Genomic DNA, 22,695 nt, shown 5'->3' with positions numbered 1-22,695 from the left:
CGTTAAAAACGTTGACGGGCAGTGGTTCGGTATGTTGTTAAGGTTTATTGCTTTATGAAGCGCAGCGTGCCCCGGCGCTCTCCATCCCGCAGTTCGAGCAGGTAGGTGCCTTTGGCCAGTTGGCTGGCTTTGAAAGCCACCTGTTGGATGCCGTTAGGTACGGCTTCGGTCCAGATCAGTTGCCCCTGTGCGTTGTAGACGCGCGCGGTGCCATTGGACAGGCCTTCGCCCAGCGTGACATTCAGGCGGTCGCTGACCGGATTCGGGAAAGCGCTTAGGGACAAGGTTGCCAGGTCCCGGACGCTGCTTTCCATATCGCCAATGCCCGTAAGGTTGAAGACGAAAGTGCCTCCCTCGTTGGCATTGGTGTTCAGGGTCAGCGTGGCATCCAATGGATTGATTTCATTGGGCCGGAAACCAAGCAGAAAGGTATCCTGTGTGCCGGCGGGAATGCTTTCCTGTATTTCACTAACGAAGAAGTTGATTTCGTCGTCAAGCGCAATGCCGGTGACGAGGAGCGGAACGTTGCCAAGATTGGAAATTGTAAATTGCTCTACGGATTCCATGCCGACTTCAACGTTGCCGAAATCAACTGTGTAGCCGGTTTCGAGCAAGTTTTCATCCTGAGTGATTTCCAAAGTTGCGGTGGGTTCAATACCGGTGCCTTTTAGGACCAGATTGAAGGCGGTTGCATTGAGGTCGTTGGTAATCAGCGTTACTTCTGCAAAGAATTCACCTGCCTCAGTTGGGGTAAAGCTTACCGGGAACGCAAAAGCCATATTGGGATCGATTTGCCCTTCAAAATTATCATCTACCGTAAGGGTGAACGGGGCTACGACTCCACCGAAAGGGTCTTCAGCCGGGAAGAGTAACGTCCCATCGCCGTTGTTGCGCAGGATCAGTTGCTGGGTGTTCGTGGTGCTGATCAGCGCCTCGCCCAGGTCCAGCGTATCTCCACTGAGAATACGCTCTGTGTCTACTTCGGCTACAAAATCCGGCAGTGGGATGGGCAGCGTCCAAAGTTCATCTCCGGTAGAGCCATCTGTGGCCTCGAAAAACAAACGGTTGCCAACTTGAATAATGTCGTCAATATCACTATCGCCAGCCGGGTTGATGTCGGAGATCCGGAAAGGCTCATCCTCGGTAACCGGGAATTCATACAGCTCCTGCCCGAATTCCGGCGTGGTGGCACTGAAGTACAGCGCATGCCCGGTAAATACGATGTCATCTGGTTCTGAGCTGCCCAGTCCTGGATTGATGTCCGCCAGCAGGTCAATCGAGGCAGACAGTGGATTGCCCTCTTCCTCGACAAAAACCTGGAATAGTTCTTCACCGATTTGATCACTTTCTGCGGTGAAAATCATGGTAAGGCCTAACAGATCAGTGAAGTTGTCAGGATTGGCATCGCCGCCATTATTGAGGTCTTCCACCATGATAGTGCCGGCCTCGGTGCCATCGGTCACCCATAGCTCGTCCCCGTGAGTGCCATCATCCGCTTCAAAAAAGATTAACCCTCCAAAGGCAATCAGGTTACTCGGGCTGGAACTGCTGCCGCCAGGGTTGATGTCTTTCACCAGCACGGTGCCTTCCGTCGTGCCGTCTGTTTTCCATAGTTCGTTTCCGTTTTCACCGTCGTTTGCCCGGAAGAAGACTTCGCCGTTGAGGGCTGCATACTGAGAAGGGGAGCCATTGCCGCCATCGCGGATGTCTTTAATGAGCATCGTACCTTCAGCTGTGCCATCGGTTACCCATAGCTCGTTGCCCACCAAGCCGTCATTGGCAGTGAAGTAGACCTTGTCGCCCACTACAGTTTTGAAGTTCGGGTTGCCGGGGCCTGCGCCTTCCTGAATGTCGATGACCAGGTTGGTGCCCTCTGCTGTGCCATCGCTGGACCAGAGCTCTGAGCTGACGATACCGTCGTTTGCGGTAAAGTAGAGGAGGTCATTGAATTTCACGAAGTCAAACGGGCGGCCATTCTCTTCCCCTTCCTGAATGTCTTTGAGCAGAGCAGTGCCTTCCGGGGTGCCATCGGTGACCCAGAGCTCATCGCCCAGTACACCATTATCGGCCTGGAAGTAGATCAAACCATTGTACTCAATAAAACCAGCAGGGTTGGAGTTGCCGGCGGCAATTTCCGGGTCGGAGTTGAGGTCGCCCAGCATCATAGTGCCTGCTTCGGTACCATCGGTAATCCAGGGCTCTACGCCAACGTCGGGCGCTTCAGCACGGAAGATCAGCAGATCGCCGTAGGCGGCAAATTCACGGGGGGAGGCATCATCTCCGGGGTAGATATCCTTGACCAGTACCGGCTGAGCTGCCAGTCCGAAGGCCAGGAATGCAAAAATCAGGGTAAAATTGATTTTCATAACACAAATTTATTTAAAGATTATCGTCGTTCTGATTCCAGGACATATTTGCGTAGCACGCTTTGGGGCCCGCCGATTGCCGTTTCATCAAAGTATACGTCCAGCTGTATAGCGCCGGTGATTTCGTCATACGTGCCTCCGCCGCTAATCCCGATTTCAAAAGGGGGCAGCCCGGAGCTCGCCGTACGGGTGATGGTGACCTGTTGTTCAATGACCTCCACTGTGCCAAAGGTGGCGCCCTCGTTTGCCGGAATAAACCGCAAAGCCTCGGGTATGCGGATGAAATGAGAGGCCGAAGAAACATCGAAATCGCTGTAGATTCTCACCATGTTCAGGGCATTGGAGCCTTTGTCCGGATTGGGATGCCCAAAGCCGAGGACGTCAGGTGTAGTCCGGCTGGCATAGGCAAAGGCGAAGAATTCATTGGTCCGTCCTGCGGGGACGGGCTCCGCGCCAAAGGAGGTGTAGCCCCAAAGCTGGGGGAAGGTGATATTGGGTGCCCAAATGGGCAGGTCTACTGTGCCACCGAGGGTGAAGTCGATGGTGAGCGTATCCCGGCCTTCCGCAATCTGTACGCCTTCCGTGGGCAGTAGCCGCAGATGGATAGAGCGGTCAAGCCGTTCTGAATCCTCGTTTCTCGGTGCGCGGATCCGGAGGCTGCCATTGAGCAAGCCGGGTTGCAACAGGAACCGGTTGCCGCCTTCTATTTCAAAATCCGTACCGGGTACGGCATCGCCACTGACGGCTACTTCCACTTCTACAGGTGTTTCCACCGGTTTGTTCAGGAGCAGCTGCACATCCAGGAAACTATCGACAACGACCGCCTCGGAGAGGTTGCCGAAGCCGGCTATTGGTGGCGCGGGGTTGCCGGCCGGCTGTTCTTTTTCACAGCTCATCAGCAGGAGGGTGGTGATGATCAGAAGTGGGAAAAAAGGCTTCATAGGCTATTCTTGAAAAATCAGTTCGAAGGTACGGCCTCGTTCTGAGCCGGGGAAACCAAGGTGAATAAAGTCCGGGCTGACCTGTTCCAGCCGCAACTGTATCCGGCTTGGGGCAGGCAAGGTGTCGAGCCGCTCAAAGCTTAGCTCGTAATCAAAAGAGCCGGGTGAGAGAATTAAGTTGCGCCCGAGGGCTGATTCTCCATCTTCCCCGGTCAGGGCCCAGTGCATGCCTAATATCAGGCTGTCCGGCGCTTCGTAGGTTACCATTACCAGCACGTCCTCCATTTGGGGTGCAGCCGAAAGGGCAATGGGGATGATCAAAAGGGAATCCTCTGTAACCGTAGCACTGAGCTCCACACTGTCCTTCGCCGGCTCATTCACCTGATTGTCGTAGTTGAACCGGATGAAGGCATTGCCGGGGTCAAAGATATTGTCTTCCCGTTGGGTGGGGCGGGGATCCTCGCAACTCAGTAAGCTGAGTAGTGCGATTCCCATAAATATCGCAGTTCGTTGCATCATCGTTGCCATTAAGCTCTTCATTAATACCCCTGATTTTGAATTAAGTTCGGATTAGCATTCAACGCAGACTGAGGGATGGGCAACGCAAAGCGGTAATCCGGATAAGCAAGGTCACAGTTGGGATTGGCCGGCAGGCAGTCGTCCCGCTCCACGCTCCGTCCGGTGCGCTTGAGATCGAACAGCAGGTGCCCTTCCAATGCCAGCTCGCGGCGGCGCTCCTCAAAGATTTCCTGTTGTAGCTCAGTGCCAGTCAATGTAGTTGGCGCAGCATCCTCTACAGCTCTTTGGTGGATGAGGTCGTAATCCGCCTGAGCTAGAGCGTCCTGCCCCAATTTCGCATAAGCCTCTGCCCGAAGCAGGTAGATTTCAGAGAGCCGCAGCATGGGGAAATTGCTGATGGAATTGGGCTGAAGGGCGTATTTGCTGCAATAAACCTGACCTTCGACCTCTTGGTATAGTTCGCGTCGAATGTCGCCCTCCTCAAATCGGCTGAGTAAGTCCTGAGTGACAATGCAGAAGGGTGGGGTTTCCGGGTCGAGGGGGACACCAACTACTCGAGCCATAGAGGTAATGAGGCCTGAGGAAGTGAGGTCTACATTTCGGAAGCGCTGCAGGTCGAGGTACCAGAGCACTTCGGGGTTGAATTGCTGTTCGCTCCAGGTATCCACATAGTCTTCCGGATTAAGGAGCGTAACCTGCCCGGCATTAATTACCGCTGTGGCTTGTTCTACCACACCTTCCCAGTCACCCTGATAGGCATAGGCGCGAGCGAGCAGCCCCCGGGCAACAGCAGGCGTCAGCCATATTCGGTCAGTAGTGCGGCTGGCGTTGGGGCCCAGCAGTTCAATAGCTTGAAGGAGATCCGCTTCTACCAATGCGTAGCCCTCCGCAGCGGTACGGCGGGCCGGGCGCTCCGTCACCTCAAACGGGCGTTCTGCCAATACAACACCCGGGTGGCTGCCGTCCTCAGTGAACCGGTAAGGCTGTGCGTAAAGCCGCAGCAGGTCAAAGTGGGCGATTGCACGCAGCGCCAGGGCTTCCCCCAGCAGGCTGTTTCGGCGGGCTTCCTGATCGGTTTCTAAGGTTTCCAGTGCCTCGATAATGTTGTTGGCCTGATTAAGCAAATTATACAGCACTGCGTAGAAATCGTCAAAATTGTTGTCATCATAACCTGACCCAATAGTGAAGAAGTTACCTTCCCGAAAAGTGGTAATGATACTACTCTGATTGCCCACTACTCCATCGGAGCCTGCGGCAGCCGGGTTGGGCTGCATATTGCCAGCCAGTTCCGGATAGGCAGTGAAGTATTGCCGGTAATAATCATTTACCCCCAGCGTACTATACACCCCGATTACGGCAGCATCCATACCATCGAGCGTACTTAAGGCCTGATTTTTTGAAATCTGATCCTGAGGCTCAATGTTCAGGAAATCCTGGCAGCTGCTCAGCATCAGCAGGAAAATCGCAAAGGTTAGTGCCTTCTTCATCATAGCGTTACATTTAAACCAAACATAAAACTGCGGGCTTCCGGAAATCGGAAACGGTACTCCGCGATGCCATTACGGTTGGCCCGGCTTCGGGTGGAGTAAAGGTAGCCGAGGTTGTTGGCCTGTGCGGTGAGTGAAAAGCTGCTGATGCCCATGGCGTCCAGCCAACGGTCGGGGAGGCGGTAGCTGAGGTTGAGGTTGGCCAGGCGCAGGAAGTCGTTGTCAAACAGGTAGCGGGTGCTGTTGTACTGCAAGGTGTTGTCGATGTGCAGGCGGGGGGTGTCGGTAAGGTCGCCCGGCTGCTGCCACCGGTCCAGCTGATTAGCGCTTTGGTTGTTAAAGCTGATCTGCCGGCCATCGGTGAAGGTCAATCCGTCGACCAGAATGTCGCCACCGTAAGAGTAGCTCACCAGGAATGCGAGGGAGAGCCCTTTCCAGGCAAAGGTATTCGTTATCCCACCGTACCAGTCCGGCGCACCCTGCCCGATGGGCACCCAGTTGGCAGGGGCATTTACGAGATCATCATCGTCGGTGATGCTGCCATCAGGCAGATAGTAAAGAGGCTTACCGTTGTAGGGGTCCACGCCTGCGAAGGGCACCCCGTACAGCACGCTGGAATTTTGGCCCACCACCAGCCCCCGGCTGTTCAGTGCTGAAGCCGGGAAGCGCTCGGCCTCAATTCGGGTAAGCTGATTGCGGTTGCGCGCCATATTGAAGCGGGTGGTCCATCGGAGTTCGCCCTGCATATTCACGGTTTCCACGCTGGCTTCCCAACCAATATTGCGCTGATCGGCAGCATTGGTCACGATGTTGGTAAAGCCACTTTCCAGGGGAACCGGAATGGTATAAATGGCGTCTTCGGTGTAGTGGCGGTAGTGCTCCACGGTGAGGCGGAGGCGGCTTTCCAGCAATTCCAGGTCCACCGCAAAGTTGTACTTACGGACCAGTTCCCAGGTCAGGCCTTCATTGGCGGGTGCGGTAGGCGCAATGCCGATGTTATTGCCGTACAGGAAGGCATCGTTATAGCCATAAAGCCCGCGGGCGCTGTAGGTGCCCAGGCGGGAGTTGCCCGTCAGGCCATAGGACGTGCGGAGCTTGCCGAAGTTGAGCCATTCCAGGCGCTCCATCCAGGGCTCCTGTGTGAAGGCCCAGGCTGCACCGGCGGAGAGGAAGTTGGCCGCCTGCACATCGCCTCCAAAAATAGAGGACGCATCCCGCCGCCCGCTCAGGGTAAGGTAGTACCGGTAATCGTAATCATAGCTGGCCTGTGCGTAGAAGGATTCGCTGGCATCCTGATAGTTGGACTCATCGGCGTCGATGTTTTCTTCATCCACCGTCCAGAATTCCCGGAGTTGATCAGAGGGGAAATCCGTAGCGGAAATACGCTGCCGGTAGGTGATCTGCTTGTTACGCTCTACGCCGGCAAGCGTATTCAGATGGTGATTGCCGAAGGTACGCTGATAGTTCAGCTGCCCGTTGGCGACCCATTGCAGGTTGCCCCGGGTGAAGCGCCGTGCTATGCCGTTCCGGGTGCGGCCGGAGCCATTTAAGGCAGATTCGTACTGATATTGCAGCTGTAAATAGCCGTCCATTCCACCCGACACCCGTACTTCCAGCCCCGGCAGGATTTCGTAGTTTAGCTGCAGGTTATTGTTGATGTTGAAAGCATCGTGGAAGAACTCATTTTGAGCCAGTGCTGCCACCGGGTTGGGCCGGTTGATGAAAAAGCCACCATTGTTGAAGGTGCCATCCGGATTGACCGGGGAAAGATTGGGCGGATAGGTGAAAGCCCCAAAGTCGCTAAAGGACTCCTTACGGACGTAGCCGCCGGAAAAGCCGAAGCGCAGGTTGAGTTTATCGCTAAGTGCGGTATTCAGGTTGGACCGTACCGTGGCCCGTTCCAGCCCGTTGCCCCGGGAGATCGCATTTTCTTTGTAGTAGCCTGCCGAGAGGAAATATTTGGTCCGCTCGTTTCCTCCGCTCAGGCTTAGATTGGCATTGAGCACGGAGCCCTGCCGCTGTGTCAGGGCCGGCCAGTCCGTTTCGATATCAACTGGTCCGGCATCGGCGGGGTTATCATTGGAATTGAAAAGGGTTTCCCGGGCCAGGCTGACATACTCTTCCGTATTCAGGTATTCCACCTCATTGATCAGGTTGGAGAATCCGGTACTCACCCCTCCCGAAATTTGTGTTTTGCCCGCTTTGCCCTGCTTGGTGGTGATGAGGACCACGCCGTTGGCGGCATTGGCCCCGTAGATGGCAGTGGCGGAGGCGTCCTTCAGCACCGTAATGGATTCAATGTCCTCCGGGCGGACGAACATCAGCGGGTTGATCTGTTGGTCGAGGGAAGTGCTAAAAGGCGTGTTGGCCGTATTGGTTTCTGAGACATCATAGAGCGGTACGCCATCCAGCACAAAAAGAGGTTGCCCGGAAGCCACGACATCGTTTCTGCGCACAGGGGGCAGAGAACCATTGCCACGGATGCGGACTTGTACCGGCAGGCCCGGCTCACCCGTATTCAGCTCCACCTGTACGCCAGCTACCTGCCCCTCCAGCATTTTGTCGAAGCTTTCTATGGGGCGTTGTGGCAGGAGTTCGTCTCCCTCCACTTGTTCGTAGCTGCCCACCAGGTCTTTTTGCTTTTGCTCGCCCGCGTAGGCCGTGACCACGACCTCGTCAATCAGCTGCACATCCGGGTTCAGGATGATATCGAGGCGGGAACGGTTGCCCACGGCTACGGTCTTAGGCTGCATACCCGTGTAGGAAAAGGTCAGCCGGGCTTCCCCCTCCGGAATATCGAGCGTGTACTTCCCTTCGTAATCCGTAGCAGTGCCCCGGTCCGTGCCCGCAAGCAGGACGGTGGCCCCGATCAGGGTTTCCCCATCCGCGCTGCGCACGGTACCGGAGACGGTGCGTTGTTGGGCCACAGCAACCGTGGACAAAAGCAGCCCCAGTAAACACAAAATCCTGCACATGGATTTAGACTTTGTTTAAATTAAGAAGGGCAAAGATAGGAAGGCTCGGGGTTTTGTGGTGGCTGTGCAAGGTGTTTAACGGAAGAATACCTAATGTTGGGGAGGGGGTGGAGGGCTTCATCATATCAGCCCTCCGATTGATCAGGTTTGAATAGAGTCATAGCGCTACAGAAAGTAGCGGTTTCATCGTTTCACTACCTGCTGGACTTGAACACCCGCTTTCCCAAGGGTTTTAAGCCAATACACACCAGCTGGCATAGCGCTCATGTCTATTTGATTGGTGAAGGGGCTGCTAAAAACTATCTGGCCATTAGCGTTGTAGAGTGTGATTACCTCTGGCAGGATATTTGCCTTCAGCGTTAGAAATAAGGTTTGACTAGTAGGGTTGGGGTGGATGTTAGACCACCATTCTACTGATGTTTGCTGGGTGTTTGTAATAAGGTCTACGGTTAGGCTGTTCAGTTTGATGCAAAATCAGCCCTACGTATTTTGCCAAGCAAAAGTATGCCCACACTTCCGTAGCTTTAGAGTTCGACCAAAAAAACACATTAATGTGGGCACGACTCAAAGCTACGATAAAACATTCAAGGTCTCAAGCAAAAGAGCAGACCATCGGGCGCCGTCGCCTGAAAGGCCAAATCAAAGACCGGGATGCAAAAATAGCCCGTCAGGACGCTGAGATTGCCCGCCTGCGCAAGATTGCAGAGCCGGAAAAAGTCTTTAACCATTCCTACCCGGCCCAGATGATGGTGCTGGCCGTTTATATAGTGGTGCACGCTGGTGGCTCTTTACGCTGTGCGGCGAAGAGCGCAGCGTTTTTTGCCCAAATGATGGGCTGGCCCTTATACGGTAAGCCCAGCCCTACTACAATCCGCAACTGGGTTTTGCGCTGCGGCTATTACGCCTTGGAGTATACCCGCGATTTGCAAGGCGATTATGTAGTCATCATTGACGAGAGTATCCAAATCGGCAAAGAAAAGCTCTTGCTCATGCTGGGCGTCAAAGTCGATGCCGGCCAGTGTTACAGCGCCCCGCTGTGCGGCCTGGACGCTGAAGTGCTCGGCATGGAGGTGCAGAACTCTTGGACGGCCCCCTTCATCGCCCGCTTTATCCAGGACAACCTCAGCCGGTATCCTGGCCTGAAGCTAAAGTACGCCGTAAGCGACCAAGGCACGTCTTTGCTGGCGGCTATGCGCAGCCTGAGCCTGCCCCGGGCCAGTGACTGCAGCCATGTGATGATGAACGCCGTCAAGGATATCTTTGGGCAAGATGAAGCCCTCAGCGAGCTAAGCGCCTCAATCGGGCAACTGCGCAGGCGGCTTATGCTCTCAGATTGGGGCGGGTTGCTGCCGCCTACCTTACGGGACAAAGACCGCTTCCTGAGAATTTTCACTATCGTCGAGTGGGCAAACCGCATGGATGGCTACTGGGCCAAGCTGCCGGCCGTGGCGCGTCGGCACATCGCATTTTACCGTAAGGCCTGGCCTTTACTGCGGCGCTTGCGGCAGGTCAGGGAGTTGATTGCCATCGCGTCGGCTATCTTGAAAACGGCAGGGTTAAGCGAGCACAGCTTTCAACGCTGGCAGCAAAGTGCCGCCCAGTATTTGAGTGCCCAAAAGGTAGCCACCAAACAAGCCAAGGCATTCGTTGCCAAAATAGATGCGTACTTTGCCGCCCATGCCGGATTATATAAAGGGTGCAGCCAGATCATTTGTTGCTCCGATATTATCGAGAGCACCTTCAGCCGCTACAAAAACAAAGGGGGGATGAAGGCCATTAGTGCCGATGTGCTCAGTGTCGCTTTGTACAACCGGGAAATCACCAGCGGGTTTGTCCGCAGTGCGCTGACCAGCGTCAGTTGCCTGGATGTGGAAGAGTGGCAGCAGGATAACGTCTGCCACAACCGCTACGGGCTGCGAAAATCAATGGACCGAGAGCTAAAATCCCTAGGGTGAGAACCTTATCAGACTGAACAGCCTATGTCTAACTATAACGGCTTTGCCATTACTGTGCCAGCATAATCCTATACTGCCATTCAAAGATTATGGTGACTTGTTAGAACCATTGGAAGAAGGCTTGGTGCAGAACAAGGCTAATGAAGTAACCTCTTTAAAAGGCTGGGAAATCAAAATAGTGACACATACTAAGGCAATTCCTCAGGTAGAACAAAACCTTCAGGACTGGATTGCCGAGGGCAGTAATACTGTAGTGTTTTATGTATTGGCACAACATAGTGGTGGTATGCCAGTTATTGCGGTGACGAGTGATTTAGAGTCAGCATTGCCCCAGCCTGTTCGGCAGCATATTGTACAGGAAATAATGTTGCCATGGTATATTGTTACGGATTACAATACTTGTCTTCAGGAAGGAATAGAGGCTTTATTGTCTGACCAACTAGTGCTTGCATCAGTTGCATTTGAGGGGAGTTATCCGATAGATGGGGTAGAGGAGCCGCAATGGCAATTGTCTGCCAGTAGCGAAGCCGGGAATGGCATTATTGCAGATGCTGTATGTTACAAGCGGCAAGACGTGATGGAACTTCGCCCAACTTTTTCTTTTACTGGTGCTTTGCCGGGTAGCAGCATAAAAATCAAAGCAACGACCAATGACGCTACCTATACTGTAGATGGTGCAGTCTATAATGAAAGTACCATACAGCCATCCGGTCTTGGCATAGAAATTAGCACCGGGGAGTCGGTCGATTATTGGGCGGACTTTGAGGTGGAATGGTCGCTTTCTTTTGATGGTGGGGGGAGTTGGGTGGAGATATTTACAACTTCGAATACAATTTATGTCATCTATAATACACCCGCTCCGCCATTTGACGATTTTTTTGATCTTGATGAAAGACTATTGTACTATGGGTGCAATAGAGGAAAAGAAAATGAAAATAAAGCGGATCTCTTTCTAAGTATATGGGAAGGATTTGAATTGGCAAGTGGAAGCTTGACTTCTAACGACTTTTTAGGAAATGGAAATTATTCTACGTTATCATACTACGGGACCGCCGATCCCGACGCCTCTTGGGAACCCTTGTTGAACAATTATGATGGACAGTGTACGTCTTGGCAAAGCTTATTATCCAATATCTTAAAACACCAAGGCTATCGTTATGAAACAGACTTTAATTTTGTAACTATAGAGTCAGTGAATAGCAATGCTTTTGAAGGTATGCTAATAAAAAATTGGCACTTTGAGTCTAATCCCAATTCAAATTTTCCTGGTCCTAATAATTCTGAGTATTTATATAGGAATCTAATTCCTTACGATGAAAGCAATCCTGTTTATGATTTTCAACCCGAGTATGATAACGAAGGATTACCTACAGGGAAATGTAGATGGTACAACGAAAGTGTATGGAGCTTACCGGGTATTCCTGCTCAGGGAAATACTAACCCTGTATCGTATTTCTTATTTCATAAACTCTTAAAAATAAACATAGAAGGAGAAGGAATAGAAATGTTTTACGACCCTTCTTATGGTGTGACTTATTCTACTGAATTGGAGTTGAAAAGTTCCGTAGAAGGATTATATATTGTAGATTCTGAGGTGATTACTGTAGAGCTGGGAGGGTATGAATACAGTGCTATACCCGGATATTTCAGAAAAAACTTTTTACCAGAAGAAATAAAAGTAACAATTAATTAAATGAAGCCAATCTTCTTTATTCTTGTATCATTATTGTGTTTCAGTGCATCATGCATTGCACAGATTACTTATTCAGTTGTACATAATGCCGACTTGCATGTACCTGTAATCGGAGAACATATTAATGATACTTACATTCAGAGCCATAATATACTTAAAGTCGAAAACGAAATACCAACAACAGAAGTCAAAGCCGTTGTTGGTTCCTCGTTTTATGATTATCCGTTCACCTGGGATATACAGGATACCCTTGTTTTTGCTATAAACTGTATTCATACAAAATCTCCGGAGATAAGTTATTTTACTTTTTTTCGTTCTAAAATTTCAAAGATAAGTATTCAGGAAAGGAGAAAAAGAGACAGTTTGCTGGCGATTGAATTAGCAAAGGAAATCCCAGATAAAGATAAATTGTTAGGTGAATTGTTTGATAGGAAGTCGAGTAAACCGTCACTTAGGAATCTACGATATATATATCCTATTACATTTTTGTTCCGCTGGAAAACAGGCCTTCAGGGTAGAGACTTTCATAAAGGGCCGGTTATTGACAATATTACATTTGATTTTATTGCGCTCAATACCAGACAATTTCTCTTTTATATAAGAGATGACAGGCAACTCACCATATGGCAGTATGATTATCCTGAATACAGGGAAAAGCTAGAGGAAAATGCCTGGCAAGAGTTGATTACTTATTCGAGGGATAGTATAGGCGAATACAATATACCACAACCTTCTTACTGGTACCACTCACCTGAATTAAAGTACCACCCCTCCAGTAAGCACCACCGCTACGAAGCTATAGACGACTCCCTCTTCTTCGAGGGGCATTTCAAAGTAATACCGCAGGATGGCGAGTACTACTGTATAAACATAGATACAGGATTACTCTACCATGTCGGCGATCAAGATATTGTGCGCGTAGGGGAGCTTGATGTGGACAATTACCCCCGCTGGCTTTTTGGCAAGCCACTCTTCATAGAAGACCGGGATACAGGGGAGCTCGTGTTCTTTGCCACAGTTGAGCGTACGAATACCAAGCGTCCTTTTCCCAAAATTGTCAGCTTATCTAGTAAAGCAGCATTGTATGAGCGGTACCCCGGGCTCAAAGGGAAGTGATGGATTATTTAACTCATTAACGAATAAGCAAATGTTCTCTCCAAAAAACCTCATTCTGCTACTAGCCCTGCTCTGGGCCTCTTTCGCCCTAAAGGCGCAGTCTTGCTTCATACAAGAAGACGACGCTACGGGTAGTCTAGCCTTCTCAACTGAAGAACTTGCGGAGCTGGAGGCGGCGGCTTGCTCTTTGCGGGCGGTCTTCCCCACAGCATTCCAAAACGATTTTGCGGTATATGATTTCGGCTTTTACCTCCATCAGCAGGGATATGAGGGCGGGATGCCACAGGTCTTTCAGGACAAGATTGCTGAAGTGGAGCAGGAGTCACCGTATTTTTTGTTGTTTGGTCGGGAGTTGAGTAATAATAGTGGGCTGGGTCGGTTTTGGGTGGAGGTGAGGCTGCCTAATAGTGATCAATATCCATGCCTTGTAGAAAGAAGCTGGTCAATAATTAATTCGGTTAAGACTATTTTACAAGAAAGCGCCACCTCTGATGAATATGGCTTAGATGTACAAAAACTGAAAAGTGCAATTGAAAAGTTGCATTATCATGTTGACCATGCAGTTAATTGTTGTCCCTTGGATACCCAAGGGCGCACGCCTCTCTGCCCCGCTTGTTTTTGGGAAAATGAGGATATAGGTGTACAGTTAGGTTATGCCGGTTTTATTGAACTTAAGAATATTAGCAATATAAGAGTAGATTCTATTTCTACCGCTTTTGAAGAAATGAAGCTTGGACTGAAGGTTGATATTGGCTTGTCTAATGAGGGGGTGCATCAAGATTTTGATATTACAGGTGAGCTACTTGAAGCAAAGGGATTATATGGCAGTGATGTTTCATTTTCAATTTTAAAGTATAATCTGGACGAAGAAGGTACATGCAGTGAACTAGCTGAGTTATACAGTTCACAAATAGATATACAAAGCTATGGCAATTCATATAAGTATCAGGAAGAAATTTTAATTCTTGAAAAAGCTGGGGAATATCGAGTGTTCTCCCGGTCTGGTGGAAATGGAGGATACACCAACTTAGGCGAACGACCGGGGTTGAACAGACAGCCTGTGATTTTGCCAGCTATTATTCTAAGGATTGTTCTTAGGCGCGCAGTGATGGCTGCTTCGAATGTAGCAGTAAACTTATTCATGGAGTTTGTTATGGAGCGTACCTTTGGGGATCATGGTGCGGATTGTACCTGGCTGGAAACTGCAGGTTATATTGATACAAATCCTTGGCGTTTATCGCTCTGGGCGCTTGAGGGTGCACTTGGGGCTAATAATGCTGCTTATACAGCACTATTTGTTGGTGCGGATAATGCAATAGTCTATTTATTTCAATCAGGTGGCAATTTTCAACTGGATACTTTCTTCCTAAAATTCATTGAGGGAGCCATAACAGGTGCTTTAGCCCAAACTGTTGGAGGCGCTATTTTAAACAGTAAAGCATTTAAACGATTTTTTAATAAAGTTGAGAGTCAAACTGGTTCGTCTATACAGGCTTTAGAGTTTGAACTGATTGGGCTAATACCTGATTTTGTGAGGCATCCTCGCAAGGTTAAGGCGTGGGAGGCTTTAGTGTCAAGTGAATCAATTAGGAAAGTAGTTTTTAACTTGGAAAAGGTTTCCGAACAAATAAGTCAACATGCTGCCAAGTTAGATGACTTTAAATTGAAATTTGGGTCAGCTAGTGACGTAGCTAAACAGGATTTGCTTGATAAAATAGACGTCTTTTTTGGATTCAAACCTGGAAAGTTCAGTGAAGATGTAGTCGGGATACCTAAAGGAAGTCGTCCTGATCCTTCTGACTATTTAACCCCTAGTTATATTTCACAACATGTGACTAAGTTTGATAATGAAGGTGGAGCATTTTTAGTTGTGAAACCATGGATTGAAGGGGGTAGCTACAATACTTTTCCTCCTAAGAAATTTGCTATGTTAAGAAGCGATATGCAAAAGGCAATCGATGATTATAATCTTAGTGGGGATGTTTCTACTTTAGAAAACGCCTTGGGCTATAATGTTGGAGATTTAGCAGGGCTCCAAGATGAACTTTACGTATTTTATCCAAACTCATCACAATATAAATTTAAGGTTCCTGACGGAAATGAAATAGGTGCGAATAATTTTTGGGAAGCTGGTGGTGTAACATCTGGTGGCAAAAAGGAAGCTATTATGGAAGGTTTATCAGATCCCAATGAGGTAATCGTTCACAATAAAGATATCAATCATTTAATTAGTCAGTTTGATTATGAAAAATTATAAAGATTTTAAGGAGTTTTTGCTTCATAAGTATGAAGAAGATACTGAAGATATTGTGGGAATAAAATATATTTCTTGGTCTAAACTTAAGAAAGAAGATAAGGATAATTTAAAAAAAGTTTTTTCTCTAAGTATAGAGAATAAAGATTCAGTTGGATCTTGTTTAGGTAATTACTGGGCAGAAGATTACCCAATAGATTTTAAAGTTTATCCTAATTCATGTTGTGATGTTTATAAGGATAAGCAAGGCAAAAATTACTATTTAGTATATCTGGAATATGGTGGCCATGCTCCTGAAGAAAGGTGTAGATTAATACAAAAGAAACTTATCAAATTTGATTCTCTTGAGGCGTAAGTTCTTTAATTTCGCAATATCTGATCTGATCTGACCAGACAGTATCGATAATATAAGCTTGTAAGGAATCATTTTTAAGCATAAAACCGTTATCTTTAGGTAACCACTTTTATCAAGCTAAAGCAAAAGCCATGGGCGTCGATCAGATCAGGGAGCGTTTACATCTTCGTATTGAGCAGGCCGATGAGAAGATGCTTCAAGTGCTGGACGAACTGGCAGAAAGTCTGTTTAAAAACTATCAGTCGGATGCTTTAGAGCAAGCTCGTCAGGAGCGGATCGCCGCTTATGAAGAGAATCTCAAACCGATGACAAAAGAAGAACTTGTCGCCAGAGCCTTAGCTTCACAAGCTGATATCGAAGCTGGCCGTATCCATGACCTGGAAGAAGTGAAACGAACGTTGGGTTTATGAAACTGCGCTTCACAACCAACGCCAATCGAAGGTTGAGTCAAATACAAGACTATTACACCGACAAAGGGAACCCTAAAAAGGGTCGTCGTATTGCTCGTCAAATACTGGATAGAGCAAAAGAACTGGAAGACTTCCCTGAATTAGGTCCTGAAGAAGCGTCTCTAAAGGACTTGGGAAAAGGACACCGTTCACTGCTTGTTGGAACACTGTACAAGATCATTTACTTATTGGCAGCACCGTTCATTATCATCACTGATATTTTTGATACTCGTCAGGATACGGACAAGATGAAGCCATGAACCTCTCGTTGCCTTCATCATAAAACCCTCAAACCCAAAACCCTCAAACCCAAAATCCAACCGCCACAACCAAATGCAACGTTGCAGTTATCCTCCTTATAAAGTGGTTTGAGACTTTTCCAAATTGCTTCGGCGAGTAGATGCTGATACGTAGCAATTTGTACTTGTGCTGACCTTTAGTGTCAGTATGACCAAGGCATTTAGTCGTCAATATAGTACTGACGCTGTCGGTTCCCGGAAGCTGACAACGCAGTTCGTTCTCCGGCCTGCACCGAAAGCGTCAGGCAGTGCAGCATCTAAGAACTGCGTCTACGCGCCAGCTATCAGGCCATGAAACAATTAGCTACTCCACCTTCGCCAGGCTTCGGCGGACACTTTGCGCTGCGGAACCCCATCAGGCAGTATGGAAGAAAGCGCACCGCAGTGCCGAAGCCCTGCGGTGCGCCTTTCAGCGGCTTGCCAATGTTTACTTCAGAAAAGCATACTTCTCCGCATACTCCAGCATTTGCTCCGTAAAATCAGCCGGGTACTCCACTTTGATGTCGGTGATGGCTCCATCCTCACCGATAACCGGCACGAGGCGGGGGTTGATAAAGCCACCGTAGGGCGGGATGTTGAGTTTCTCTGACCGGCGCAGCACTTCCGCATGCAGTTCGGCATCCACCTGTACGCCGTAGGTTTCGATCAGGTTTTTGCCGGCTTCATAATCGCCCTGCGACTTGATGCGCTGCACCTCGCGCAGCAGCTCGCCAAACAGCTCCCGTACTTTCGCGTAGTCCTTGATGTCGATGTAGGTCTTGCCGTCGCGCTTGACGATCTCAATGGAGCCATTGGCCGTACCTTGCTCAATGGTCCAGCGGGAGATCATCTGCCGGTCGCGCATGTGGGCCTGCTCAATGGTGTTGCCGGGCTCAATGCGCCGAAGTTGGAGCATATAGCCATTTTTGAGGTAGCCATCGTACTCTGCCTTGGCTACTTCGTCGGAAGGGACCAGCCCAAGCTCCTGCATTTTGGGGTCCATAATGTAGTATAGAGCGACCAGGTCAGCACGGGCTTCCTCCAGAGGAGAGGCGTAATTCTTAAGGGTCTCCTTAGGTGTGGCTACGCCATCTTCGAGTTGTCCGGAAGCATGGCCGACTACTTCGTGCAGGGCGGTGTGCATTTTGCCGCCCAGGGAACCGTATTCCCGGGCGCGGGCCATTTCTTCCTCATCATGGGAGAATTCCTGCAGCAAGCCGGGGCCGTCTGCTTTTTCGTAGGCCTGAATGATGTTGCCCAGGCTCACCGACTTGGAACCGTGCTTGGCGCGGATCCAGTTGGCATTGGGTAGGTTGACGCCAATGGGGGTGGCGGGGGAGGCGTCCCCGGATTCACCGGCTACGGCTACCACGCGGTAGGTAATGCCAACGACGTCCTTCTTCTTGTGCTCGTCCATGATGGGCGAGTTGTCCTCGAAGTACTGCGCATTTTCGGAAACAACGGCCATACGCTCGGAAGCATCAAAGTCTTTGATCTGAACGATGTTCTCGTAAGAGCCTTTGTAGCCCAGCGGGTCGTTGTAGACCTCGATGAAGGAATTGATGTAGTCAATGTCTCCCTCGGTAGCTGTGACCCAGGCGATGTTGTATTTGTCCCAGGTTTCCAGGTCGCCGGTTTTGTAATACTCGATGAGGAGCCGAAGGGCATTGGCCTGTGCTTCGTTTTCTGCTACCTCCACGGCTTTCTCCAGCCAGGAGATGATTTGCTGAATGGCGGGGCCGTACATCCCATCGGCGTGGTAAACGGCTTCTTCCAGTTCTCCGTTTTCGTTGCGGATAACCTTGGAATTGAGACCCATGGAGACGCGTTCGTTTTCCAGGTTGGCTTTCAGGTTCGCGTAGAAGGCTTCTGCTTCCGCCTGTGTGATGTCGGGGTCGTAGAAGTTGATGGCTGAAGCTTTGACCAGGTCATCGGCGCTTTGGTTGATCTTCTTGGCGTCTACTTCCGGATCGAACATGGCAGTGAGGGCTTCATCTGAGAGGGTGGCACCCACGGCACTCATCAGCTCCTGAAAGTAGGCCTGTGAGAACTCGGGCTGGAACTTGTCATTAGAGTAGTGGTGGTGGATACCATTGGAAAACCAGACATTCTTCGCATACACGATGAAGTTGTTCCAGTCCTCGCCCGATTTGTCGCCTTCGTAGCCGGCTACGATTTTGTCGATGGCATCGCGGATAGCCAGGTTGTGGCGGTAGTTTTGATCGTACATGATGTCGCGCCCGCTCAGTCCGGCTTCCACGAGATAGTACACCAGCTTTTTCTGATCAAGGCTTAGCTTATCGAAGCCCGGCACCCGGTAGCGGATCATCTTTTTGTCGGCGAAGGTTTCCGTCAGGTACTGAAAGCCCTCATCGGAATCCTCGGTGGTGGTTTCAGTGGTGTTTTCGGTAGTTGGTTCTGCATTTTGATTGCAAGATGCGATAAGGGCAACGAGCCCCAGCATCCATAGCCATTGTTTATTCATAATAAGGTATGATGGTTAGAAAATGAGTTGGATGAGTCTGTTGAAGATACGCTAAATTATGAAAAATATTAAGCAGGGCCTGGTGATTCCAGCCGGGCCAAAAGAGCGGGCTTCCGAATATCGTACTCTTCCTTACCCTTCCCTGGGGCATACTCCGCTTACGAACGAAAATAGAATAAGTACCTAAATTATTTCTAATTTTATCAGGCCTTAGTCTATATGTTAACAACAGATGCCCAACTCTTGAGATGGTGAACGCCCGATCATTACTGTTCCTGTTAGGGGCCCTTTTAGGGCTTTGCACTGCTGGCTTTAGTCAGAATCAACCCGGTAAGGAATTGCACATCAAAAAAGCCACAGGTGCCATAATACTGGATGGCATAATCAACGAACCCGACTGGCAGACTGCGGATGTTGCGGATGATTGGTACACCAATTACCCGGTAGACACGCTGAGAGCGCCTTTTCAGACGGAGGCTCGTTTTACCTTTGACGACGAGTTCTTTTATGTTTCCTTTGTCTGCTTTGACGATGAAACGCCAGATATCGTCAACTCCCTGCGGCGTGATTTTGATTATTCGCTAAATGATAATGTAGGGTTTGCAGTTGGGCCTTACAACGATAAACTGAATGGCTTTTTCTTCGTCATTACCCCTGCCGGAGTTCAGATGGAAGGAACGGTTACCGGAGGTGGGACAGGCGATGATTCCTACAGCACTTTTTGGGATAATAAGTGGTATTCCAATGTCGTACGCTACGAGGATAAATGGATCGCCGAGCTGGCTATCCCGTTCAAAAGCTTCCGCTATAAAAGCAACATCCGCGAATGGCATATTTCGATGGACCGCTGGGAGCTGAAAAGGAACCGAAAGACCAGCTGGATTCGAACGCCCATACAGTTTGTTTCGGCCTCCTTCCCGTACGGCGGGCAATTGGTGTGGGATGACCCCATTCCACCGGCTAAAACCAATATCTCCTTTATCCCCTACATTACGGCTAATACTTCTACCGACAACGAGGTGGAACCGGTGGAACAGAATACGGGCTTTCAGGCTGGCTTCGATGCGAAAATCGCCATTACGCCCTCCTTAAATCTCGACCTCACGGTTAATCCTGATTTTTCCCAGGTAGAGGTTGACGATCAGATCATTAACCTGACCCGCTTTGAATTTCAGTTCCCGGAAAGGCGGCAGTTTTTTCTGGAAAACAGTGATTTATTCGATCTGGCGGGTTTTCCCGGGGCAAGGCCTTTCTTTTCCCGTCGGATTGGGCTGGCGGCGGATTCTTCCGGATTGTTTCAGCAGGTACCTATTGCCTATGGCGCCCGGCTAAGTGGCTCTTTGAGTGAAAAATGGCGGGTGAATGTCTTAAATATGCAAACGAGGGAGGAAGCTTCCATCGGCTTACCTGCTCAAAATTATACCGTCGCGGCCCTGCAAAGGAATTTCTGGGCACAATCCAACGTCACCCTTAGTTTTGTGAACAAACAGAGTTTTGGGGTAGAGCCAGAGGATTCCACCAAATTCTTCAGCGATAACGTGTTCCGGGAAGTCCAAGTGGGAGACCGCACAGAACTAAGGCCGAATACCTACAACCGGGTCGTTAGCCTCGATGTGGAGATGTCAAGTAAGGACACGAAATGGTACCACAGTTCTTTTATCGCGAAATCGTTTGATGATTTCAATGCCCGGGAGAATCTTTCCGGACTGGTTTTTGGCAGTTATTCCACACGCACGGTAAGCATCAGGTCCGGATTTTCCTTTATTAACGAATTTTTTAATGCGGAAGCTGGGTTTGTGCCGAGCATACGGGTATATCCGGGGCAGTATTCTTTTTTTGGAAACGCAGCCTACCAGTTTTTCCCGAAAAAGGAATCCATCATTCGAATGGGGCCGTTTTTTGACTTCGACCATACCTACATTCCGGGAGGGACCAATACCGACCGAAGCTATGGGCTGGGCTATCAATTCGAATTCAATAATGCCTCATCGCTGGAGCTGAGTTACAATTACGTTTACCAAAGGCTCACCAATAGTTTTAACCTGCTGGACCCGGATGAATTCAGGGGCTTTATGGAAGGGGAGGAGTACAATTGGAACGCCGCTTCAATTGAATACAGGAGCAACCCGAGGAAGCGGTTTTTCTACCAAATCAGCAGTAGCTACGGGGGCTTTTACAACGGAGAGAACTTTAATTTGAGTGGAGAGCTTGCCTATCGCTATCAGCCTTTTGGGAATGTGGCATTACGCTTCGATTTCAACGATTTGCGGCTACCGGAAGCCTACGGACAGGAGCAGCTTTTCCTGTTTGGGCCCCGCATCGATTTGACTTTTACGGATGAGATTTTTTTGACGACCTACGTACAGTACAATAACGTTTTGAACAATATCAACCTGAATGCCCGCTTTCAATGGCGGTATCAGCCTGCCTCGGATTTGTTTGTTGTCTACACAGAAAATTATCTTCCTGAAGACTTTGGCAGCAAAAACCGGGCGCTTGTGCTGAAGCTGACTTACTGGCTGAACCTCTAAAGCATGGACCGCTTTCCGGGAAAGGTATAAAGCGGTTTGGGTTAGATTTTGATGAGCCTCCTGGTCATAAGGGTGCTGTTGGATAGCCTAATTTTAACAAAATAAATCCCTTTGCTTAATCCGGAGATGTTGATTTCCCGGCTGTTGCCATGGTAAACAAGCCTTGAATTTACATCGTAGATTTCGATGGAGGCCAATTCCGGCCCATCAATATGCAGCATACCCCCGGTGGGGTTTGGAAATAGCCTTACAGGACTACCCGTGGGGGCTTCAGTAAGGTTCACAACATCTTGGGTGGAAAATGATATGAGCTTTGCCTCCTCCGAGAATGGAGGGATACTGAAGGACTCAGAGGTCATGAAATACGAATCGGGGGCTATATGGGTAATGGCTTCGACTTGTTCGAGCCCAAGGCTGGTAAGGGGGATTCGCGTATTGGTCCCGGAGAAGACATCGCTGCCTGAAAAGCCTTCACTAATCCACAGGAAGGGTTGCAGCAGCAGGGTGTACCCCACTGAATACAACTTACCAGTGGCATCATTAAAGGTGGCACCGGTGATTAACCCTTCGCTGTTCAATGCAGTGGGTAAAGGGCTGACAGCGTAGTCCCCACTCATCTTTGGAATTGGGTAAGCCTTAGATAATCCTGTAACCCAGTTTTTGGTCAGCAGGATTAGCATGGTATCTAAGGTAAATAATGCTTCTGCGTCCCATTCCGTATTATTAGGGTTGGATGGGAAGTCCAGCTGATCTGCGTAATTGAAATTTATGACCTCTGTTGAGACGTGGGTGGTGTCCAGATAGTCGTTCTTGTTGATCTTATAGATTTTCAAGTCCGTTCTGTTGCCGTTATTATTTCCAATGTCGCCTATATAAATTGATGTACTGTCCTGACAGATATCCTCCCAGTCTGCATTTGTGGCATTAGCGATTGTAACGGTTCTGGTTATTTCGCCGGTGGCCGGATCTAGTTCATAAAGTATATTTTCATTACCGGAATCATTATGGCTGATGAGCCGGTTGTCGAAGAAGATCACGCCCGAGGATTCACTCAGGACTGCGGGCAGATTATACTTTTCTTCCAAGTCAGTGATCTGGGCAGTGGTACGAAGCGCTCCGAAGAGCAGTAGGGCGGCTAAGGTTAATTTTTGCACAATCTGTCTGTCTTTTATTACGCATTTGGAACCGCAATGCCAGTATTGCGCGGTTCCAGAACTGTTGCAGTAAGCCGGGTAAGGCTTTTTCAAGAAGGTAAGTATTTAGCCTTAAACAACTCAAAGCGGGCAGGCTC

16 protein-coding genes are annotated in these 22,695 nt (G+C 49.4%); 8 read left to right on the top strand and 8 right to left on the bottom strand.

Going from position 1 to position 22,695, the window contains the following annotated elements; all coding sequences use genetic code 11:
* Positions 1–44: 44 nt before the first annotated feature.
* From ACO08I_RS07880 to ACO08I_RS07855, 6 genes are all read right to left on the bottom strand, one after another.
* Complete coding sequence (locus tag ACO08I_RS07880) at positions 45–2,366, bottom strand: ELWxxDGT repeat protein (RefSeq protein ID WP_421948997.1); 2,322 nt, start codon at positions 2,364–2,366, stop codon at positions 45–47.
* 20 nt (positions 2,367–2,386) lie between these two features.
* Entirely contained in the window at positions 2,387–3,307 is a 921-nt protein-coding gene (locus ACO08I_RS07875; RefSeq protein ID WP_421948996.1) for a hypothetical protein, read from the bottom strand.
* 3 nt (positions 3,308–3,310) lie between these two features.
* Positions 3,311–3,802 carry a hypothetical protein gene (locus tag ACO08I_RS07870; RefSeq protein WP_282784613.1) on the bottom strand — a complete coding sequence of 164 codons (492 nt, stop codon included), beginning with the start codon at positions 3,800–3,802 and terminating at the stop codon, positions 3,311–3,313.
* A 44-nt stretch (positions 3,803–3,846) separates the two neighbouring features.
* Positions 3,847–5,316, bottom strand: a complete 1,470-nt coding sequence (locus ACO08I_RS07865; RefSeq protein WP_421948995.1) for a RagB/SusD family nutrient uptake outer membrane protein — start codon at positions 5,314–5,316, stop codon at positions 3,847–3,849.
* Entirely contained in the window at positions 5,313–8,288 is a 2,976-nt protein-coding gene (locus ACO08I_RS07860) for a SusC/RagA family TonB-linked outer membrane protein (protein ID WP_421948994.1), read from the bottom strand. The genes ACO08I_RS07865 and ACO08I_RS07860 overlap by 4 nt, the downstream gene beginning before the upstream one ends.
* A gap of 183 nt (positions 8,289–8,471) precedes the next feature.
* On the bottom strand, positions 8,472–8,684 hold the full coding sequence (locus ACO08I_RS07855) for a T9SS type A sorting domain-containing protein (protein ID WP_421949713.1): 213 nt from the start codon (positions 8,682–8,684) through the stop codon (positions 8,472–8,474).
* Positions 8,685–8,839: 155 nt separating this feature from the next.
* Here ACO08I_RS07855 and ACO08I_RS07850 point away from each other — a divergent pair, with 155 nt between their 5' ends.
* From ACO08I_RS07850 to ACO08I_RS07820, 7 genes are all read left to right on the top strand, one after another.
* On the top strand, positions 8,840–10,243 hold the full coding sequence (locus tag ACO08I_RS07850) for a hypothetical protein (RefSeq protein ID WP_421948993.1): 1,404 nt from the start codon (positions 8,840–8,842) through the stop codon (positions 10,241–10,243).
* Positions 10,244–10,286: 43 nt separating this feature from the next.
* Positions 10,287–11,936 (top strand): TPM domain-containing protein, encoded by a 1,650-nt coding sequence (locus tag ACO08I_RS07845; RefSeq protein ID WP_282784621.1) that lies wholly within the window; start codon positions 10,287–10,289, stop codon positions 11,934–11,936.
* The gene (locus tag ACO08I_RS07840; protein ID WP_282784622.1) at positions 11,937–13,052 is read left to right on the top strand and encodes a hypothetical protein; all 1,116 of its coding nucleotides are present in this window, start codon (positions 11,937–11,939) and stop codon (positions 13,050–13,052) included.
* On the top strand, positions 13,021–15,309 hold the full coding sequence (locus ACO08I_RS07835) for a hypothetical protein (RefSeq protein ID WP_421948992.1): 2,289 nt from the start codon (positions 13,021–13,023) through the stop codon (positions 15,307–15,309). The genes ACO08I_RS07840 and ACO08I_RS07835 overlap by 32 nt, the downstream gene beginning before the upstream one ends.
* Positions 15,296–15,661: a hypothetical protein gene (locus ACO08I_RS07830; RefSeq protein ID WP_282784626.1), complete on the top strand. Its 366-nt coding sequence runs from the start codon at positions 15,296–15,298 to the stop codon at positions 15,659–15,661. Before ACO08I_RS07835 ends, ACO08I_RS07830 begins: the two co-directional genes overlap by 14 nt.
* 131 nt (positions 15,662–15,792) lie before the next feature.
* Positions 15,793–16,071 (top strand): hypothetical protein, encoded by a 279-nt coding sequence (locus ACO08I_RS07825; protein ID WP_282784628.1) that lies wholly within the window; start codon positions 15,793–15,795, stop codon positions 16,069–16,071.
* On the top strand, positions 16,068–16,370 hold the full coding sequence (locus tag ACO08I_RS07820; protein WP_044229748.1) for a type II toxin-antitoxin system RelE/ParE family toxin: 303 nt from the start codon (positions 16,068–16,070) through the stop codon (positions 16,368–16,370). Before ACO08I_RS07825 ends, ACO08I_RS07820 begins: the two co-directional genes overlap by 4 nt.
* A gap of 466 nt (positions 16,371–16,836) precedes the next feature.
* On the opposite strand, the gene ACO08I_RS07815 is transcribed toward ACO08I_RS07820, so the two are convergent.
* Positions 16,837–18,873 carry a dipeptidyl-peptidase 3 family protein gene (locus tag ACO08I_RS07815; RefSeq protein ID WP_421948991.1) on the bottom strand — a complete coding sequence of 679 codons (2,037 nt, stop codon included), beginning with the start codon at positions 18,871–18,873 and terminating at the stop codon, positions 16,837–16,839.
* Positions 18,874–19,211: 338 nt separating this feature from the next.
* Between ACO08I_RS07815 and ACO08I_RS07810 the strand changes: the two genes are divergently transcribed.
* Entirely contained in the window at positions 19,212–21,404 is a 2,193-nt protein-coding gene (locus tag ACO08I_RS07810) for a DUF5916 domain-containing protein (protein WP_421948990.1), read from the top strand.
* A 41-nt stretch (positions 21,405–21,445) separates the two neighbouring features.
* Here ACO08I_RS07810 and ACO08I_RS07805 read toward each other — a convergent pair whose 3' ends face one another.
* Positions 21,446–22,558, bottom strand: coding sequence for a T9SS type A sorting domain-containing protein (locus tag ACO08I_RS07805; RefSeq protein ID WP_421948989.1), 1,113 nt, complete (start codon positions 22,556–22,558; stop codon positions 21,446–21,448).
* Between the last annotated feature and the right edge of the window lie 137 nt (positions 22,559–22,695).

The sequence above is a fragment of the Phaeodactylibacter xiamenensis genome (assembly GCF_965229835.1).
GTDB classification, from domain to species: domain Bacteria; phylum Bacteroidota; class Bacteroidia; order Chitinophagales; family Saprospiraceae; genus Phaeodactylibacter; species Phaeodactylibacter xiamenensis.
The sequence above is the reverse complement of the archived record's forward strand: the minus strand, read 5'-3'. Positions and strand labels throughout refer to the sequence as shown.

Bases quoted from the DNA above. Each gene is read 5' to 3' on its own strand.
- ACO08I_RS07880 (WP_421948997.1), bottom strand. From the start codon at position 2,366: ATGAAAATCAATTTTACCCTGATTTTTGCATTCCTGGCCTTCGGACTG.
- ACO08I_RS07850 (WP_421948993.1), top strand. From the start codon at position 8,840: ATGTGGGCACGACTCAAAGCTACGATAAAACATTCAAGGTCTCAAGCA.
- ACO08I_RS07825 (WP_282784628.1), top strand. From the start codon at position 15,793: ATGGGCGTCGATCAGATCAGGGAGCGTTTACATCTTCGTATTGAGCAG.
- ACO08I_RS07860 (WP_421948994.1), bottom strand. From the start codon at position 8,288: ATGTGCAGGATTTTGTGTTTACTGGGGCTGCTTTTGTCCACGGTTGCT.
- ACO08I_RS07820 (WP_044229748.1), top strand. From the start codon at position 16,068: ATGAAACTGCGCTTCACAACCAACGCCAATCGAAGGTTGAGTCAAATA.
- ACO08I_RS07870 (WP_282784613.1), bottom strand. From the start codon at position 3,802: ATGGGAATCGCACTACTCAGCTTACTGAGTTGCGAGGATCCCCGCCCC.
- ACO08I_RS07835 (WP_421948992.1), top strand. From the start codon at position 13,021: ATGAGCGGTACCCCGGGCTCAAAGGGAAGTGATGGATTATTTAACTCA.
- ACO08I_RS07840 (WP_282784622.1), top strand. From the start codon at position 11,937: ATGAAGCCAATCTTCTTTATTCTTGTATCATTATTGTGTTTCAGTGCA.
- ACO08I_RS07815 (WP_421948991.1), bottom strand. From the start codon at position 18,873: ATGAATAAACAATGGCTATGGATGCTGGGGCTCGTTGCCCTTATCGCA.
- ACO08I_RS07875 (WP_421948996.1), bottom strand. From the start codon at position 3,307: ATGAAGCCTTTTTTCCCACTTCTGATCATCACCACCCTCCTGCTGATG.
- ACO08I_RS07865 (WP_421948995.1), bottom strand. From the start codon at position 5,316: ATGATGAAGAAGGCACTAACCTTTGCGATTTTCCTGCTGATGCTGAGC.
- ACO08I_RS07830 (WP_282784626.1), top strand. From the start codon at position 15,296: ATGAAAAATTATAAAGATTTTAAGGAGTTTTTGCTTCATAAGTATGAA.